Annotated in this window: 13 protein-coding genes and 1 pseudogene; 8 read left to right on the top strand and 6 right to left on the bottom strand. The window is 70.8% G+C overall.

Translation table 11 applies throughout. The annotated features are described in order from the left end of the window. Positions 1–2 precede the first annotated feature (2 nt). Positions 3–824 carry a YwiC-like family protein gene (locus ACGFJ7_RS22320; protein WP_392643526.1) on the top strand — a complete coding sequence of 274 codons (822 nt, stop codon included), beginning with the start codon at positions 3–5 and terminating at the stop codon, positions 822–824. 520 nt (positions 825–1,344) lie between these two features. Here the strand turns inward: ACGFJ7_RS22320 and ACGFJ7_RS22315 are convergent. Continuing rightward, a complete protein-coding gene (locus ACGFJ7_RS22315; protein WP_392643524.1) occupies positions 1,345–2,769 on the bottom strand; it encodes a WYL domain-containing protein in 1,425 nt (474 codons plus the stop codon). Between the two features lie 54 nt (positions 2,770–2,823). On the opposite strand from ACGFJ7_RS22315, the gene ACGFJ7_RS22310 reads away from it, so the two are divergent. Further along, complete coding sequence (locus ACGFJ7_RS22310) at positions 2,824–3,216, top strand: VOC family protein (protein WP_392643523.1); 393 nt, start codon at positions 2,824–2,826, stop codon at positions 3,214–3,216. A 188-nt stretch (positions 3,217–3,404) separates the two neighbouring features. Here ACGFJ7_RS22310 and ACGFJ7_RS22305 read toward each other — a convergent pair whose 3' ends face one another. Continuing rightward, positions 3,405–4,064 (bottom strand): GNAT family N-acetyltransferase, encoded by a 660-nt coding sequence (locus ACGFJ7_RS22305; RefSeq protein WP_392643521.1) that lies wholly within the window; start codon positions 4,062–4,064, stop codon positions 3,405–3,407. A 42-nt stretch (positions 4,065–4,106) separates the two neighbouring features. Between ACGFJ7_RS22305 and ACGFJ7_RS22300 the strand changes: the two genes are divergently transcribed. Together ACGFJ7_RS22300 and ACGFJ7_RS22295 are read left to right on the top strand one after the other, a co-directional pair. Beyond that, positions 4,107–4,664, top strand: a complete 558-nt coding sequence (locus ACGFJ7_RS22300) for a GNAT family N-acetyltransferase (RefSeq protein WP_392643519.1) — start codon at positions 4,107–4,109, stop codon at positions 4,662–4,664. A gap of 4 nt (positions 4,665–4,668) precedes the next feature. Beyond that, positions 4,669–7,365, top strand: a complete 2,697-nt coding sequence (locus ACGFJ7_RS22295) for a cation-translocating P-type ATPase (RefSeq protein WP_392643517.1) — start codon at positions 4,669–4,671, stop codon at positions 7,363–7,365. Here ACGFJ7_RS22295 and ACGFJ7_RS22290 read toward each other — a convergent pair. Continuing rightward, a complete protein-coding gene (locus ACGFJ7_RS22290) occupies positions 7,352–8,557 on the bottom strand; it encodes a cation:proton antiporter (protein ID WP_392643515.1) in 1,206 nt (401 codons plus the stop codon). The two genes, ACGFJ7_RS22295 and ACGFJ7_RS22290, sit on opposite strands and share 14 nt — an antisense overlap. Positions 8,558–8,642: 85 nt before the next feature. On the opposite strand from ACGFJ7_RS22290, the gene ppk2 reads away from it, so the two are divergent. From ppk2 to ACGFJ7_RS22270, 4 genes and pseudogenes are all read left to right on the top strand, one after another. Further along, entirely contained in the window at positions 8,643–9,455 is an 813-nt protein-coding gene (ppk2, locus tag ACGFJ7_RS22285; protein ID WP_360256591.1) for a polyphosphate kinase 2, read from the top strand. Between the two features lie 184 nt (positions 9,456–9,639). After that, positions 9,640–10,491, top strand: a complete 852-nt coding sequence (locus ACGFJ7_RS22280; RefSeq protein WP_360256588.1) for a sulfotransferase domain-containing protein — start codon at positions 9,640–9,642, stop codon at positions 10,489–10,491. Positions 10,492–10,588: 97 nt separating this feature from the next. Continuing rightward, the gene (locus ACGFJ7_RS22275; RefSeq protein WP_392643513.1) at positions 10,589–11,758 is read left to right on the top strand and encodes a molybdopterin molybdotransferase MoeA; all 1,170 of its coding nucleotides are present in this window, start codon (positions 10,589–10,591) and stop codon (positions 11,756–11,758) included. 112 nt (positions 11,759–11,870) lie between these two features. Then, positions 11,871–12,002, top strand: a pseudogene (locus ACGFJ7_RS22270) (sigma factor-like helix-turn-helix DNA-binding protein); the annotation flags it as partial. 65 nt (positions 12,003–12,067) lie between these two features. On the opposite strand, the gene ACGFJ7_RS22265 reads toward ACGFJ7_RS22270, so the two are convergent. The 3 genes from ACGFJ7_RS22265 to ACGFJ7_RS22255 form a co-directional block, all read right to left on the bottom strand. Next, positions 12,068–12,733 carry a Bax inhibitor-1 family protein gene (locus ACGFJ7_RS22265; protein WP_392643511.1) on the bottom strand — a complete coding sequence of 222 codons (666 nt, stop codon included), beginning with the start codon at positions 12,731–12,733 and terminating at the stop codon, positions 12,068–12,070. A 110-nt stretch (positions 12,734–12,843) separates the two neighbouring features. Continuing rightward, positions 12,844–13,212 (bottom strand): SgcJ/EcaC family oxidoreductase, encoded by a 369-nt coding sequence (locus ACGFJ7_RS22260; RefSeq protein WP_360256579.1) that lies wholly within the window; start codon positions 13,210–13,212, stop codon positions 12,844–12,846. Next, on the bottom strand, positions 13,212–13,922 hold the full coding sequence (locus tag ACGFJ7_RS22255; RefSeq protein WP_392643509.1) for an SDR family NAD(P)-dependent oxidoreductase: 711 nt from the start codon (positions 13,920–13,922) through the stop codon (positions 13,212–13,214). Before ACGFJ7_RS22255 ends, ACGFJ7_RS22260 begins: the two co-directional genes overlap by 1 nt. Positions 13,923–13,976 lie beyond the last annotated feature (54 nt).

Genomic DNA, 13,976 nt, shown 5'->3' with positions numbered 1-13,976 from the left:
TCATGATCAACCCATACTTCGGTATTACCCCACCAGAGACCAAAGTCCCTGGTCCCCCCAGGGCGCCGCCCACTAGCGTCCAAAACGTGGAATCCGCGCCGGTCATCACCCGCCGCCGCAGCGTCCGCCAGTTCGTGCCGCCTCAGCACGGTGCGTGGGCGATGCTGCTGCTCCCCTATGTCATCGGCGTGATCGCCGCCGGCTTCCGCCGGCCCGACCTGCCGCTGCTGGGCGCCTGGCTGGCCGGCTACCTGCTCTCCTATTACGCCTTCCAGGCGATCAAGTCACGTCGCCCCCGGCGCTACGTGCGCCAGCTTCAGCTGTACGGGCTGAGCACGCTGCTCCTGGCCACACCGGTCGTGGTGGCGCGCCCCGCGGTGCTGCTCTACGCCCCCGTGTTCGCGGTGCTGGTCGCCGTCAACGCCTGGTATGCCCACCGCCGCCGCGAACGCGCCTTCCTCAACGACCTGGCCGCGGTCACGCAGAGCTGCCTGATGGTCTTCGTGGTGGCCACCGTCGCCGGCGCGCCACCGAGCACCGTCCTGACCCCGTTCACGCTGGTCCTGCTCTACCTGACCGGCACGATCCTCTACGTCAAGACAATGATCCGCGAACGCGACAGCCAGTCCTACCGAACCGCCTCAGCCATCTTCCACGCCACAGCCCTGGCCGCCGTCGTCACCCAGGGCCCACTCCCCACCGCCGTCTTCACCCTGTTGCTCGTGCGCGCCTGGCTGCTCCCCGGCCGCAGCCTGACCCCCAAACAGGTGGGCCTACTCGAAATCGCCGCCAGCACCTTGGTCCTGCTCGCCGCAGTCACCTGACCCACCAGCCCTTCACCCCTCACCCTCCTCTCGCCCTGCCGCCGTCGCCGTCGCCGTCGCCGTCGCCGTCGCCCTCGCCCTCGCCCTCGCCCTCGCCCTCGCCCTCGCCCTCGCCCTCGCCCTCGCCCTCGCCCTCGCCCTCGCCCTCGCCCTCGCCGACAGCGCTACCGTGCCCAGCCTCGGGCCGTCTACCCCCACGTCCCTCGTCAACAGCGCAACGGTCCTCGGCCGCCAGCGATCACTGCTACAACGTCCAGCAACGACGCGGCCAGGCTCAGCCACCGACGGTCGCCGCCACATCGCTCGACAACGGCGCGGACGGCTCAACCGCTCGCGATCACCGCCACACCGCCCAGCAACGACCCGGTCGGCTCGCCCGGCTTGGACGGCTCGGCCGGCTCGGGCCGGCTCGGACGGCTCGGCGGTAGCCGGCGGCCCAGCGGCGGTCAGCCCAACGACAGTCGGCCCAGCCGACGGTCCAACGGGCGGCGGCCCAGCCGGCGGCTCAGCGGCGGTCGGCTCAGCCGTTGGCGTGCCGGGCCAGCCTGGTGGCCAGGTCGACGACCAGGGTACGGAGTTCCTCGGGCTCCTTGATGACGAACGGGCGGTCCAAAGCGGCCAGCGCCCGGGCGATCCAGTCAAGCTGCTCGGCGCGAACCTCCACGTCGTGCCAGGGGTCCTCGGCCTTCTCGGACTCCCAGGCCTGCTCGGACTCACCGGCCCTCCCCGACTGCCCGGTCCGCTCCGACTGCCCGGCCGGCTCCAACTCCCCGGCCCGCCCGGAATCCCCAGCCCGACCAAACTCCCCAGCCTGCCCGGACTGCCGCCCAAACTCCCCGGCCCGCCAGGACTCCCCAGCCCGGCCCAACTTCCCAGCCCACGCAGACTTCCCAGCCAGGCCCAACCCCTCAGCGCGACCGGACTCCCCAGCCCGGCCCAACTCCCCAGCCCGGCCCCACTCCCCAGCCCGGCCCAACTCCGCCGCCCGGCCCAACTCCGCAGTCCGGCCGAACTCCCCAGCTTGTCCGGGCTGCCGGCTCAACTTTCTGGGTGGCCCGGATTGTTCGGTCCGTCCTGACTCGACCGGCTCCGCGGAAGCTCTGGATTGTTCGGGGTGCTCGGATTGTTGGGAATTGCCGGGCTCTGGGGGCGTCGTGATGATGGCGAGTGCGGCGGGGAAGCGTGACCGGATCTGGTTCTCGGTGGCCTGGATCCGCAGGCGGACGCGGTGGCGGTAGTCGGCTCGGGCCAGGCCGGTCAGTACCTCTTCGGCTGGGTTGTAGCCGGGTGGCTGGTCGAAGGTGCCGGGCTGCGGGCGGACGTCTGTCATTCGGTCCAGGCGGAAGGTGCGCTCCTCGCCGATCGCCGGGTCGGGTCCTCGTACGTACCACCGGCCCGAATGGGACACTAAGCCGTAAGGATGCAGGAGGCGTTCGGTTCGGCGGCCGTTGCCCGCCGTGTAGCGGAACGTCACCGGGCGGCGGTGACGGACCGCGTCGGCTACCGCCAAGAGGGTCGTCGTGTCGGGGGTGGCCGGTGAGCGTTCGGTGGCCGTGAAGCTGAGTGTTTCCAGGACGCTCTCGACTCGGTTTCCGAGGCGCTGCGGCAGCACTCGCCGGATTTTCGCGGCCGCGGTTTCGTCGGCGGCGCCGGCCATGGCGATCAGGCCGGTTCGGCGGCCCGCCACCAGGCCGAGCAGCACGGCCAGGGCCTCGTCGTCGCTGAACATGAGCGGGGGCATGCGGTAGCCCCGGGCCAGCCGGAAGCCGCCGTACCGGCCGCGCACCGACTCGACCGGAATGTCCAGTTCGAGGAGGTGGGTGACGTAGCGCCGGACGGTTCGCTCGTCCACGCCGAGCCGGTCGGCCAGTTCCGCTGCCCGGCGGACGCCGCCCGACTGGAGGAGTTCCAGCAGTGTGAGCACCTGAGCTGTCGGCCGCGCCACATGAGTGACTATACCGGGCGGAACCTGTCCGGTATCAGTTCTAGCGTCGCTGCCATGAACCTCACGTCACTGCGCATCATCACCGCCGACATCAACCGGCTGGTCGCCTTCTATGAGCGGGCCACCGGTGCCACCGCCACGTGGTCGACCCCGGACTTCGCCGAGATCGCCACTGCGGGCGCCACCCTGGCCATCGGCAGTGAGCGCACCGTCCCGCTGTTCTCCCCCGGCTCCGCCCACGCCGCCGACAACCGCTCCGTCATCATCGAGTTCCTGGTCGCTGACGTGGACGCCACCCACGAAAAGCTTGCCGACGCCACGATCGTCGCCCCGCCCACCACGATGCCCTGGGGCAATCGTTCGCTGTTGCTCCGCGACCCCGACGGCAACCTGGTCAACTTCTTCACGCCCGTGACGCCCGCCGCCAAGTCCAAGTTCGGCGTCTGAACGAGGCGCCCGCCCAGCGGATCAGCCGAAGGTGCGGCTGCCAGGCCCGCCGATGCCGCTGGTCGGGCGCACCGAGGCCGCCGCCGGCGTGGGACAAGACGGGCCACACCACAGCCCGCGCAGGAAAGCGAGCCAGAAGGAAAGCGAGCCAGGGAGAAGGCGGGAGAAAGCGGGCGGCGGAACGCTGGCTACGGCCGTACCCACTCCTGCCAGGTGCCGACGTCGTGGAAGCCGAGGCGGTGGTAAAGATGTAGGCCCTCCGGGGTCGACTGGAGGGTGGCGTGGGTCTCGCCTCGGGTGCGGGCGTCGTGCAGTGCCCGGGTCATGACGGCGTGTGCCAGGCCTCGGCGCTGGAACTCGGCGCGGGTGGTGACGAACGAGATGTTGGTGACCGTGTCCGTTGTCATTGCTATGGCCCAGGACTCCCAGCCGGCGGTGGCGTAGCCGTACGTGTGCCGCACCTCCGCCAGCATCGCTCCGCCTACGCCGCTGTGTTCGGCCACGTCGCCGGGGGCTGCCCGCACCACCTCGACCGCCGGAGTCCCCTTCCATGTGCTCAGGTCGAGCACCATCGGCACCGTGCGCTCGTCACGCTGGTAGCCGGCCGCCTCCAGCGCCCGGTCGAGGGCCGGGTCCGGCTCCCGCACCCACACCGCGTGGGGGCGCTCGGCGAAGACCTTTTCGATCGTGGCCAGGCCCTCCGGCGTACGCAACAGCGCGTTGCACAACGCCGGATGTGAATGCGTCATCGTGACCGCGTCCGGGCCGGCCACCACTTCGCCCGCCGGGTCCGCCTCGGCCAGCAGGCGCCACGAGGTGATCAGGGAGGTCTCGTGCAGCGGGAACACGCCGCCCACCGTAGCGGGCCGGCGTCGTGGCACGCTGTCCGGATGAATCCGCCGTTGTCGGAACCGGTCGCGTTGAAGCCGGTCGACCGTACGCACCGGGCCGTGCTCAGCAATCTCGGTCAGCTGTTCCGCCACGATCTCTCGCAGTGGTACGGGCTGCTGCCCAACGACGACGGCACCTTCAACGACCGGCAACTCGACCACTTCCTGACCGGCGCCGACCCGGAGCGCCGCGCCTTCCTGATCACCGTCGCCGGCCGCACCGCCGGCTATGTCATGACGGCCCCGGCCGAGGGAGGCGGCACCTCGATCACCGCCTTCTTCGTGGTCCGGGCCCTTCGCCGTACGGGCGTCGGCCGTACCGCCGCGATTTTGACCGTCGGCCGGTTCCCGGGGCGGTGGCGGATCGGCTTTCAGCGCTACAACCCGGGTGTCGAGGCCTTCTGGTCCGGGGTGGCCACCGCGGTCGTGGGCGACAAGTGGGAGATAAACGACGGCGCGCGGCCCGAGTCGCGGCCGCCGGACACGTTCATCACCTTCACGACGGAGGGCTCATCCTCGCCGGATGAGGTAGGCGCGGTGGGCGGGCGCTCAACCTAGGGCGATGACGAGCACCATCGACCATTGGTACGACCAGCGCGCCGACCAGGTGGTCGCCGCCGTCCACAGCGACCAGCAGCGCGGCCTCACCAGCGCCGAGGCGGCCGGCCGCCTGGCCCGTAACGGGCCCAACACGATCGCCGCCGAGAAACCGCCCTCGATCCTGGCGGTGGCGCTGGAACAGCTGCGCGACCCGATGAACCTCATGCTCGTGGCCGTCATCGTGGTCAGCGTCCTGATCGGCGAGGTGTCGACGGCGCTCATCGTCGGCTTCCTGATCCTGCTCAACATCGTGCTCGGCGCCCGGCAGGAGCTGGCCGCCCGGGCCAGCGTCGACGCGCTGTCGCGGATGCAGGTGCCGCAGGCCCGGGTGATCCGCGACGGCGAGGTGACGCTGGTGCCCGCGCCCGGTGTCGTGGCCGGTGACATCGTGCAGCTCGAGGCGGGCGACCTGGTGCCCGCGGACGGGCGGATCCTGCGCTCGGCCACCTGCGAGACGCAGGAGGCGGCGCTGACCGGGGAGAGCGCGCCCGTCGCCAAGAGCGCCGGCGCCCTCGACTCGGACGATGTCGGGCTCGGCGACCAGGCCAACATGCTGTTCCAGAACACCTCGGTCACCCGCGGCACGGCGACCATGGTGGTCACCGCGACCGGCATGAACACCCAGATGGGCCGGATCGCGACGATGCTGACCAGCGTCACGCGCACCCGGTCGCCGCTGCGCAAGGAGCTCGACACCCTCACCCGGGTGCTGGGGATCATCGCGTGGACCGCCGTCGCGTTCATCGTGGTGGTCGGCTGGATCCGCGGCATGGACGTCGACGACCTGCTGTTGCTGGGCACGGCCATGGCGATCTCGGCCATTCCGACCGGCATGCCGGCCTTCGTCTCGGCGCTGCTCTCGCAGGGCGCCCAGCGGCTGGCCGCGGCCAAGGCCGTGGTGAAGAACCTGACCGACGTGGAGACGCTGGGCGCGACGAGCGCCATCAACACCGACAAGACCGGCACGCTGACGATGAACGAGATGATGGTCTCGACCGTCTACTCGGCCGGCGCCTGGTTCGGCGTCACCGGCGAGGGTTACGCGAAGACCGGGCGGCTCACCTCGGTCGCCGGGGCGCCCGTCCCCGACTTCACCCGGCTCGCCCTGGGCCTGGCGCTCGACAGCGACGCCACGGTCAGCGACCGGGGCGACGTGGTGGGCGACCCGACCGAGGCGGCGCTGGTGGTGCTGGCGGCCAAGCTCGGCGTCGACGCCGAGCAGACCCGGCACGCCTATCCCCGGCTGGCCGAGGTGCCGTTCGACTCCGACTACAAGTTCATGGCCACCTTCCACCGCGTGGAGCTCGACGGCGTCTCGCAGATCATCGAGCTGGTCAAGGGCGCGCCCGACGTCGTGCTCGCCCGCTGCAGCCGGGCCGGCAAGGCGGTGGGGCCGCAACAGCCGATTGATGAGGTACGGACGGAGCTCGTGGCCGCCAACGAGAAGCTGGCCTCGGACGGGTTGCGGGTGCTGGCCTTCGCGGCGCGGGTCGTCGACCCGTCGGAGTCGCTGGACGACCCCATGGCGCTCACCACCAACCTGGTCTTCGTGGGCATGGTCGGCATCATCGACCCGCTGCGGGCCGAGGCCCGCGACGCCGTCCAGGTGGCGTTGCGGGCCGGCATCGACGTCCGCATGATCACCGGCGACCACGCGGTGACCGCCCAGGCGATCGGCCGCACGCTGGGGCTCGGACCCGGCGCGGTCAGCGGGGCCGAGCTGGCCACCATGTCCGAGGAGGAGCTGACCCGCCGCCTGCCCGAGCTGCACGTCTTCGGCCGGGTGTCGCCCGAGGACAAGCTGCGCCTGGCCCGGTCGATGCAGGCTCAGGGCCTGATCGTGGCGATGACCGGCGACGCCGTCAACGACGCGGCCGCCCTCAAGCAGGCCGACATCGGCGTCGCCATGGGCAGCGGCAGCGAGGTGACGAAACAGGCCGCCCGCATGATTTTGACCGACGACAACTTCGGCACGCTCGTCCGGGCCATCGAGATCGGCCGCCGGGTCTACGACAAGATCGTGGCGTACGTCCGCTATCAGATGACCCAGCTGCTGTCGCTGGTGCTGCTGTTCGTCGCGGCCACCGCGTTCGACCTCAACGAGGGCGTCGCCCTGACCCCGTCGATGGTCCTGTATCTGCTCTTCACCTGCACCGTCCCCGGCGTGGTCATCATCGCCATGGACCCGGGCGACCCGGCCGTGATGAGCCGTCCACCGCGCGACCCCGGGATGCCGATCAGCAACCGTACGGCGGTGAGCCTCTGGCTTCTGTACGCGGTGGTGCTGTTCCTGGCCGCGCTGGTCCCCCTGATCTTCGGCCCCAACGTGACGATGGCGTTCGCCGTGATGGGCTTCGGCACCGTCTTCAACGCCCTGGCCAACCGCCGTGACCCGGCCAGCGGCCTGCGCCCGCCGCTGCTGAGGGCCGCGGCCGTGGGGCTGATCCCGGTGGCCTTCGTCGTCCTGGCCACCCAGGCCGGCTTCCTGCGCGGCAGCCTCGGCTCCGAGGCCCTGACCGGCCGGCAGTGGCTGGCCTGCCTGGGCCTGGCGCTGGCCCTTCCGGTGGTCATCGAGCTGAGCAAGCTGATCCGGCGTTCCCGCGCTCATCGCGCCGGCAGCGACCCGGCCGTACCCTCCGAAAGGCTCACGGCTGCTTGAGGTGATGGGGGCCCAGACGGGCGGCGGGGGCCGGGCCGGTCTCCGCCGAGGGCCGGCCGCCCGCGCCGTAGCGGGCGGCCAGCGGGCCGGCGGAGAGGCCGTGGGCGACCACGCTGATCAGGACGGTCAGGACGATCACGGCCACCGCGGCGTCGGCCGAGGGGCCCAGCTCCTCGACGGCCAGCAGGGCGAAGACGATCGAGGCCAGGCCGCGCGGCCCGAACCAGCCGACGAACAGGACCGTACGGCGGCCGAACCGCGCCCCGATCAGGCTCAGCGCCACCGGCGCCATCCGGATCACGGTCAGGCTCAGCACGGCGTAGAGCAGCATCGCCCACGTCCAGCGGGACGGCAGCAGCGGCACGGCGATGGCCCCGAAGGCGGTCCACACCAGCAGCGAGGCCAGGCCGGCCGTCTGCTCCACGTAGAACACCTCGCGGGGGCCACCCCGGCCGGCCACGTGCCCGAAGGCGAGGCCCGCGGCGAAGGCGGCCACGAACCCGTTCGCGTGGGCCGCCACCGACCCGGCGTACGCCAGCAGCGCCAGCGCGAGCACGGCCGGACCGGCGAAGCTTTCCCCGGCCGTACGCAGCAATTTGCCACCCGCCGAGCCGGCGGCGACCCCGATGAGCGCCCCACCGGCCAACTGGAGAACGGCCGTCAGCAGGGGCGCGCCGGACGCGGCGCCGGCCAGCGCGATCACGACGACCGGGGTGACGATGCCGTCGTTGACGCCGCTCTCGACGTTGAGGATCCGGCGGATGCGGGCCGGCACCGCGGGATGGGTGATGACCACGGCGCCCAGCGCGGCGTCGGTCGGGGCGAGCGCGGCCCCCACCAGCAGCGCCAGCCACAGGTTGGGCAGGCCGAGCAGCCACCACGCGAGAACCGTTCCGGCCACCACGGTGACCGGCAGGGCCAGGCCGAGCAGCCGACCGTACACCCCGGCGTCGTGGCGGAGCTCGCGCGGGCCCACCCGCGAGGCGTCGGAGAACAGCACCCACACCAGCGTCGCCTCGGTCAGCGCGGCGACGCCCTCGGTGTGCCGGTCGACGTCGAAGGCCAGCCCGAGCGTCACGCCGGCCGCGACGAAGACCATGGGCGCGGTCAGGTTGAGGCGTTCCAGGCGGGTGGCGAGCACGCCCCAGGCGAAGACGGCGAGCGCTACCAGCACCACGGCACCGACGGTCATGGCCGATCCGACCATGACGCCGTACGGCCGGAAACCACCCCGGGCGGATGAGGGGCGAGCCCGCCCGGTGGTCCATCTTTCTGGGATGGGCCACCACGAGGACGCCGGGACTCCGCCGCGGATGAAGCGCAAGGAGTACGACCACGAGCTGCGCCGCCTGCACGGCGAACTGGTCGCGTTGCAGGAGTGGGTGAAGGACACCGGCGCGAAGATCTGCGTGGTGTTCGAGGGCCGGGACACGGCCGGCAAGGGCGGCATGATCAAGGCGATCACCGAGCGGGTGAGCCCGCGGGTCTTCCGGGTCGTCGCGCTGCCCGCGCCGAGCGACCGCGAGCGCTCCCAGATGTACCTGCAGCGCTATGTGCCCCACCTGCCCGGGGCCGGCGACGTGGTGATCTTCGACCGCAGCTGGTACAACCGGGCCGGCGTGGAGCGGGTGATGGGATTCTGCAGCGAGGACCAGGCCCAGAGCTTCCTCCGGGTGGTGCCCGGGGTGGAACAGGCCATGGTCGACTCCGGCATCACCCTGATCAAGTACTGGCTCGAGGTGACACCGGAGGAGCAGACCCGCCGGCTGGAGAGCCGGATCAACGATCCCCGCAAAGTGTGGAAGCTGTCCGATCTGGACCTGCTCTCGTACAGCCGGTGGTACGACTACTCGAGGGCGCGCGACGACATGTTCCGCGCGACCGACACCGCGTGGGCACCGTGGTACGTGGTGGACAACAACGACAAGAAGCGCGGCCGGCTCAATCTGATCACGCATCTGCTCGCCACCGTCGCGTACCAGCCGCTGAAGCCGGCCGACGTGAAGCTTCCGCGCCGGCAGAAAGCGAACGGATACCGGGAGCCGAGTCTGCCCGTCGTACACATTCCGACGCCGTACTCGCAAGCCTGAAGCTTTTTCGCGGCGTTTTAACAGCAAGCGCACAGGTCGTCTTCTGCACCTAGTGGGCCGACTTTGTTGTAAAGTCCGTCTACCCAACCGTTTACGCAGGTCATACCGCGTAAACGAAGATCAACTTGGGATCACACTGTCCTGATACGTCTCCCCCTGCCACCGAAAGACAAGGGCTCAGACGATGTTGAACAGCGCTGTCCTGTACGCCAAACACCACACGCCGAACGCGGCCCGTGTCTTCGCACGCCGCGCCATGCTGGAGGCGCACAACACCAAACTGCGCATGACCGTGCCGGTCGTGGCCCGCTCCGAATACACCAATGTCTACCACTGCGCGATTCGCAAGACCGCCAGCCAATGGGTGAAGGCGATCTTCAGCGATCCGATCGTGTTCCGCCATTCCGGGCTGCTCACCTATGACCCGCGCTACTACAACTGGAGCCATCCGAACCTCTGCCCGCCCGGCCGGGTGGCGCTGTCGCTGTTCATCGCGCGGGACCGCTACGACCAGGTCGACAAGCCGGCCGACCACCGCGCCTTCTACGTGCTGCGCGACCCGCGCGACCTCGTGGTCTCCAGCTACTTCTCCAACCGCGACTCCCACTCGCCGATGGGCGACGTGCTCGAACTGCGCCGCGAACTCCAGGCCAGGCCCAAGAAGGAGGGCCTGATCTTCCTGATCGAGGACCTGGCGGCCAAGGGGCGGTTCGATTCGCTCAAGTCCTGGGTCAACGCCCCCGCGTCCGAGGAGGTGCGTCTTTTCCGGTACGAGGACCTGACCGGCGAGCACCAGGCGCGGGAGGTCGACGCCCTGATGCGCCACTGCGGCATCCACATCCCGCCGGACGACCTGGCCACGCTGCTGGGCCGGTACAGCTTCTCGCGGATGAACGACCGCCAGGGCAACGGCGCGGTCTCGCACTACCGCAAGGGCGAACCGGGCGACTGGCGCAACCACTTCGACGACGACATCCAGGAGGCCTTCGCCCAGGCGACGGGCGACCTGGTGGAAAGGCTGGGCTACCAGCGGTAGGGCGACGGCCGGGTATGAAGACCACCACGATCATGCCCGGCCGTCCCGGCAAGGAAGTAAGGTCGTCACAACACCGGGACGCCCGCTTGGAGAGGTTGTGGCCGCACAGACAGCCTGGTCCGATGCGTACGCCATCGCCACGACCACGCCGAAGCCACTGCCGTCCACACCAGTCGCGGTGGAGGCGGCGGCCGGTCGTGTCCTGGCGGCGCCCATCGAGGCTCTACGGCCGGTCCCGGCTTTCGACACGGCGGCCATGGACGGGTACGCCGTGGCCGGCGACGGCCCGTGGACGGTGACCGGGCAGCTGCTGGCCGGCGCTGTCCACAGCCCCCCACTGCGGCCCGGAACCGCGGTGGAGATCGCCACCGGCGCGGTCGTCCCCGAGGGCACCGCAGCGGTCCTGCCCTATGAGGACAGCCTTCGCAACGGCGACATCGTGACGGCCCACCCCAGCGCGGGCCGTCGTGTTCACATCCGCCGCGCCGGCGACGACGTCCGTCCCGGGGACGTACTCGTCGCGGCCGGGCGGACCGTCAACGCCACGATCGCGGCGGCGGCCGTCCAGGCCGGGGCCGAGCAAGTCGCGGCCCACCGCCGGCCGACGGTGACGCTGCTGGTCACCGGCAACGAGGTCATCGACAGCGGGGTGCCCGGGCCGGGCCAGGTGCGCGACAGCTTCACCGGCCTGGTCTCGGCGGTGGCGGTCCGGGCCGGTGCGGACCCGGTCGTACGCCGCCACGTGCGCGACGTCGTGGCCCTGCTCGAGTCCGGGCTCACCGCCGCCCGCACCGACGTCGTCGTCGTGTCCGGTTCGTCGTCGGCCGGCGCCGCCGACCACCTGCACGGCGTGCTCGGCCGGATGGGCGCGACCTGGCACGTGCGCGGCGTCGCCTGCCGCCCCGGCCACCCGCAGGCCCTGGCCGAACTACCCGACGGCCGGTGGGTGGTCAGCCTGCCCGGCAACCCGTTCGCCGGCCTGGTGGCCGCCCTGACCCTGCTCGAGCCGGTGCTCACGGCGCTCGGCGGCCGCCCACCGCTGCCACTCCCCGAGGTCCCGGTCCACGGATCCGCCAAGCTGATGCCGACCGGCGTCCGCATCGTCCCCGTCCACCGCGACGACCGGTGCCGCCGGCGCGGCGGCTGGCGGATCGTGGCGGAGACGAGTTCGGCCGGGCTGCAGGCGGCGGCGAGGGCCGATGCTCTCGCCGTACTGCCCGAGAGCTGGGCCGATGGCGACCCGGCGCCGGTTCTGGCCGTGCCCTGACGGGTCTCGGCCCCTTTTCTGATCGGCATTCCGACAATAAGATTCGGTGAACCGGCTCGCGATGTGCCCGTGACGATCGCGTCACCGCTCGCGTTCAAGGCGAGCAAAGCGGCTGCGCCGGGCCGTGGGCGGGCTCAGCCAGGCCGACCGGACGATCCTGGCCGAGCTCTCCATCGAGGGCCGCTCCACCCGGGAGACGGCCGACCGGCTCGGCGTGCCGGTCGGCACCGTCAAGTCCCGGGCGCGCTACGCCCTGCTCACCTCAAGAACGCCCTTTTCCGGACCTCGTGAGGACCAGCGGACCGGGATTCACCTGTCGTCGGTACGCCCACTGAAGATGTTCAGGAAGAACAGGAACACGTTCAGGATGTCCAGGAAGATCGACGCGGCCAGCAGGGGCGCCGAGTCGATGTCGGTGTTGCGGCGCAGCCGCTGGAAGTCCACGAGCGTCAGCGCGGCGAAGATGACCAGGCCGAGGATCGAGTAGATGAGCGCGCCGTTCGGGATGTTCACGAAGATCAGGACGATGCTGAAGGCGATCAGCGCCAGCAGCGCCCAGAACGCGAACCGGGCCACCTGGCTCAGGTCACGCCGGGTCGCGTAGCCGGCCGAGCCGAACCCGGCGATGAACAGCGCCGTCGCGCCGCCGGCCTGCCACAGCGCCTGCGGGTCCTGGCTGGCATAGAAGGCCAGCGTGGGCGCCACCGCGAGCCCGATGAACAGCCCGAACAGGGCCAGCAGGCCGACCGTCCACTCGCGGGAGCGGCGGGCGGTGAACTGCATGCCGATCAACGCGCCGAACGACAGGATGTACGAGATGATGGCGGCTCCGCCGCCCAGGTCGCGCCCCAGGTAGGCGCCCAGGGCGAACAGAGCCGCCGTTCCGGCCACGAACGCCATCGTGCGTGCGAACAGGGCGTGGCTCTGGTCCCGGGCAGCGACCCCCGCCGGCCGGTAGGCGATCGAGTCATTCATGACTGCACCTTCTTCCTTCGACCAGAACCACGTACCCGCCCGCCTCCTGTTCAGGATCCGGACGAGAGTGCTGTCACACAGTGGCGCCGCCCACCGCATCGCCGGCTTGATCAGACCCGGGGTGAGACGTGGTAGTGGGCGAGACGCCAGCCCTCGGTGGTGCGGCGGGCCACGACGGTCAGGTTGAGCAGGGCGCGAACCTCGGAACCGACCGTGAAGTCGGCCTCGGCCCAGCCCAGCACGGCCTCGTCGCCGAGGTGACGGACGGCCAGGAGCCGGTAGTCGACCGTCAGGCCGGCCGGCTGACCGGCGTAGTAGCGCTCGACGCCGGGACGGCCGATCGTGTGCGGCTGGAGGCCCTGGAAGACCGCGTCCTCGGTGAACAGCGACGCCACGCCCTCGGCGTCGTGCTCGGCGATCGCGGTCTGCCAGGCGTCCAGCAAGGGGCGGAGAACCGCCTCGTCCAGGAAGTCGGTCATCAGTGGCCCGCGCTCTGGCCGCCGTCGACGTGCAGGATCTCGCCGGTCACGAACGGCGCCTTCTCCAGGAACAGGATGGCGTCCGTGATGTCGCTGATCGCGCCCATGTGGCCCACCGGGTGCAGGGCCGACAGGAACTCGTGCGTCTCGGCCGGGTGCATCGGCGTGGCGATGATGCCCGGGGAGACGGCGTTGAAGCGGATGCCGCTCTTGGCGTACTCGATCGCCAGGCTCTTGGTCGCCGAATTGAGGCCGCCCTTGGTGAGCGAGGCGAAGACCGAGGCGAGCGCGCTGACCGGGTGATCGGTGAGCGTGGTGGTGATGGTGACGACGTGACCGCCCTCGCCGCGGGCCAGCATGGCCTCGACCGCCTTCTGGGTGACCACGACGAAGCCGCGCAGGTTGATCGCGGTGACCGCGTCGAAGTCCTCGGCGGTGTACTCGGTGAACGGCTTGGCGATGAAGACGCCGGCGTTGTTGATGACGGTGTCGACCCGGCCGAACTCCTTCAGGGCGGTCTCGACGATCCGCGCGCCCACGGCCGGGTCGGCGATGTCGCCCGGCACGGTCACGATCCCGGGATCGGTCGAGGGCGCGATGGAGCGCGAGTTCGCGACGACGTTCCAGCCGAGCGCGCGGTACGCGGCGACGGTGGCGGCGCCGATCCCCTGGGAGGCACCGGTGACGACAGCTACCTTGTTGTTTGTCATGACCAGAGAGTGCGTCGGGTTCGGATCGAGCCGCACGACTGCTTTCCTCCCTCG

Source organism: Actinoplanes sp. NPDC048988 (genome assembly GCF_043197815.1).
In the GTDB taxonomy this organism is placed as follows: domain Bacteria; phylum Actinomycetota; class Actinomycetes; order Mycobacteriales; family Micromonosporaceae; genus Actinoplanes.
The sequence above is the reverse complement of the archived record's forward strand: the minus strand, read 5'-3'. Positions and strand labels throughout refer to the sequence as shown.

Bases quoted from the DNA above. Each gene is read 5' to 3' on its own strand.
- ACGFJ7_RS22320 (WP_392643526.1), top strand. From the start codon at position 3: ATGATCAACCCATACTTCGGTATTACCCCACCAGAGACCAAAGTCCCT.
- ACGFJ7_RS22310 (WP_392643523.1), top strand. From the start codon at position 2,824: ATGAACCTCACGTCACTGCGCATCATCACCGCCGACATCAACCGGCTG.
- ACGFJ7_RS22300 (WP_392643519.1), top strand. From the start codon at position 4,107: ATGAATCCGCCGTTGTCGGAACCGGTCGCGTTGAAGCCGGTCGACCGT.
- ACGFJ7_RS22295 (WP_392643517.1), top strand. From the start codon at position 4,669: ATGACGAGCACCATCGACCATTGGTACGACCAGCGCGCCGACCAGGTG.
- ACGFJ7_RS22290 (WP_392643515.1), bottom strand. From the start codon at position 8,557: ATGACCGTCGGTGCCGTGGTGCTGGTAGCGCTCGCCGTCTTCGCCTGG.
- ppk2 (WP_360256591.1), top strand. From the start codon at position 8,643: ATGGGCCACCACGAGGACGCCGGGACTCCGCCGCGGATGAAGCGCAAG.
- ACGFJ7_RS22280 (WP_360256588.1), top strand. From the start codon at position 9,640: ATGTTGAACAGCGCTGTCCTGTACGCCAAACACCACACGCCGAACGCG.
- ACGFJ7_RS22265 (WP_392643511.1), bottom strand. From the start codon at position 12,733: ATGAATGACTCGATCGCCTACCGGCCGGCGGGGGTCGCTGCCCGGGAC.
- ACGFJ7_RS22260 (WP_360256579.1), bottom strand. From the start codon at position 13,212: ATGACCGACTTCCTGGACGAGGCGGTTCTCCGCCCCTTGCTGGACGCC.
- ACGFJ7_RS22255 (WP_392643509.1), bottom strand. From the start codon at position 13,922: ATGACAAACAACAAGGTAGCTGTCGTCACCGGTGCCTCCCAGGGGATC.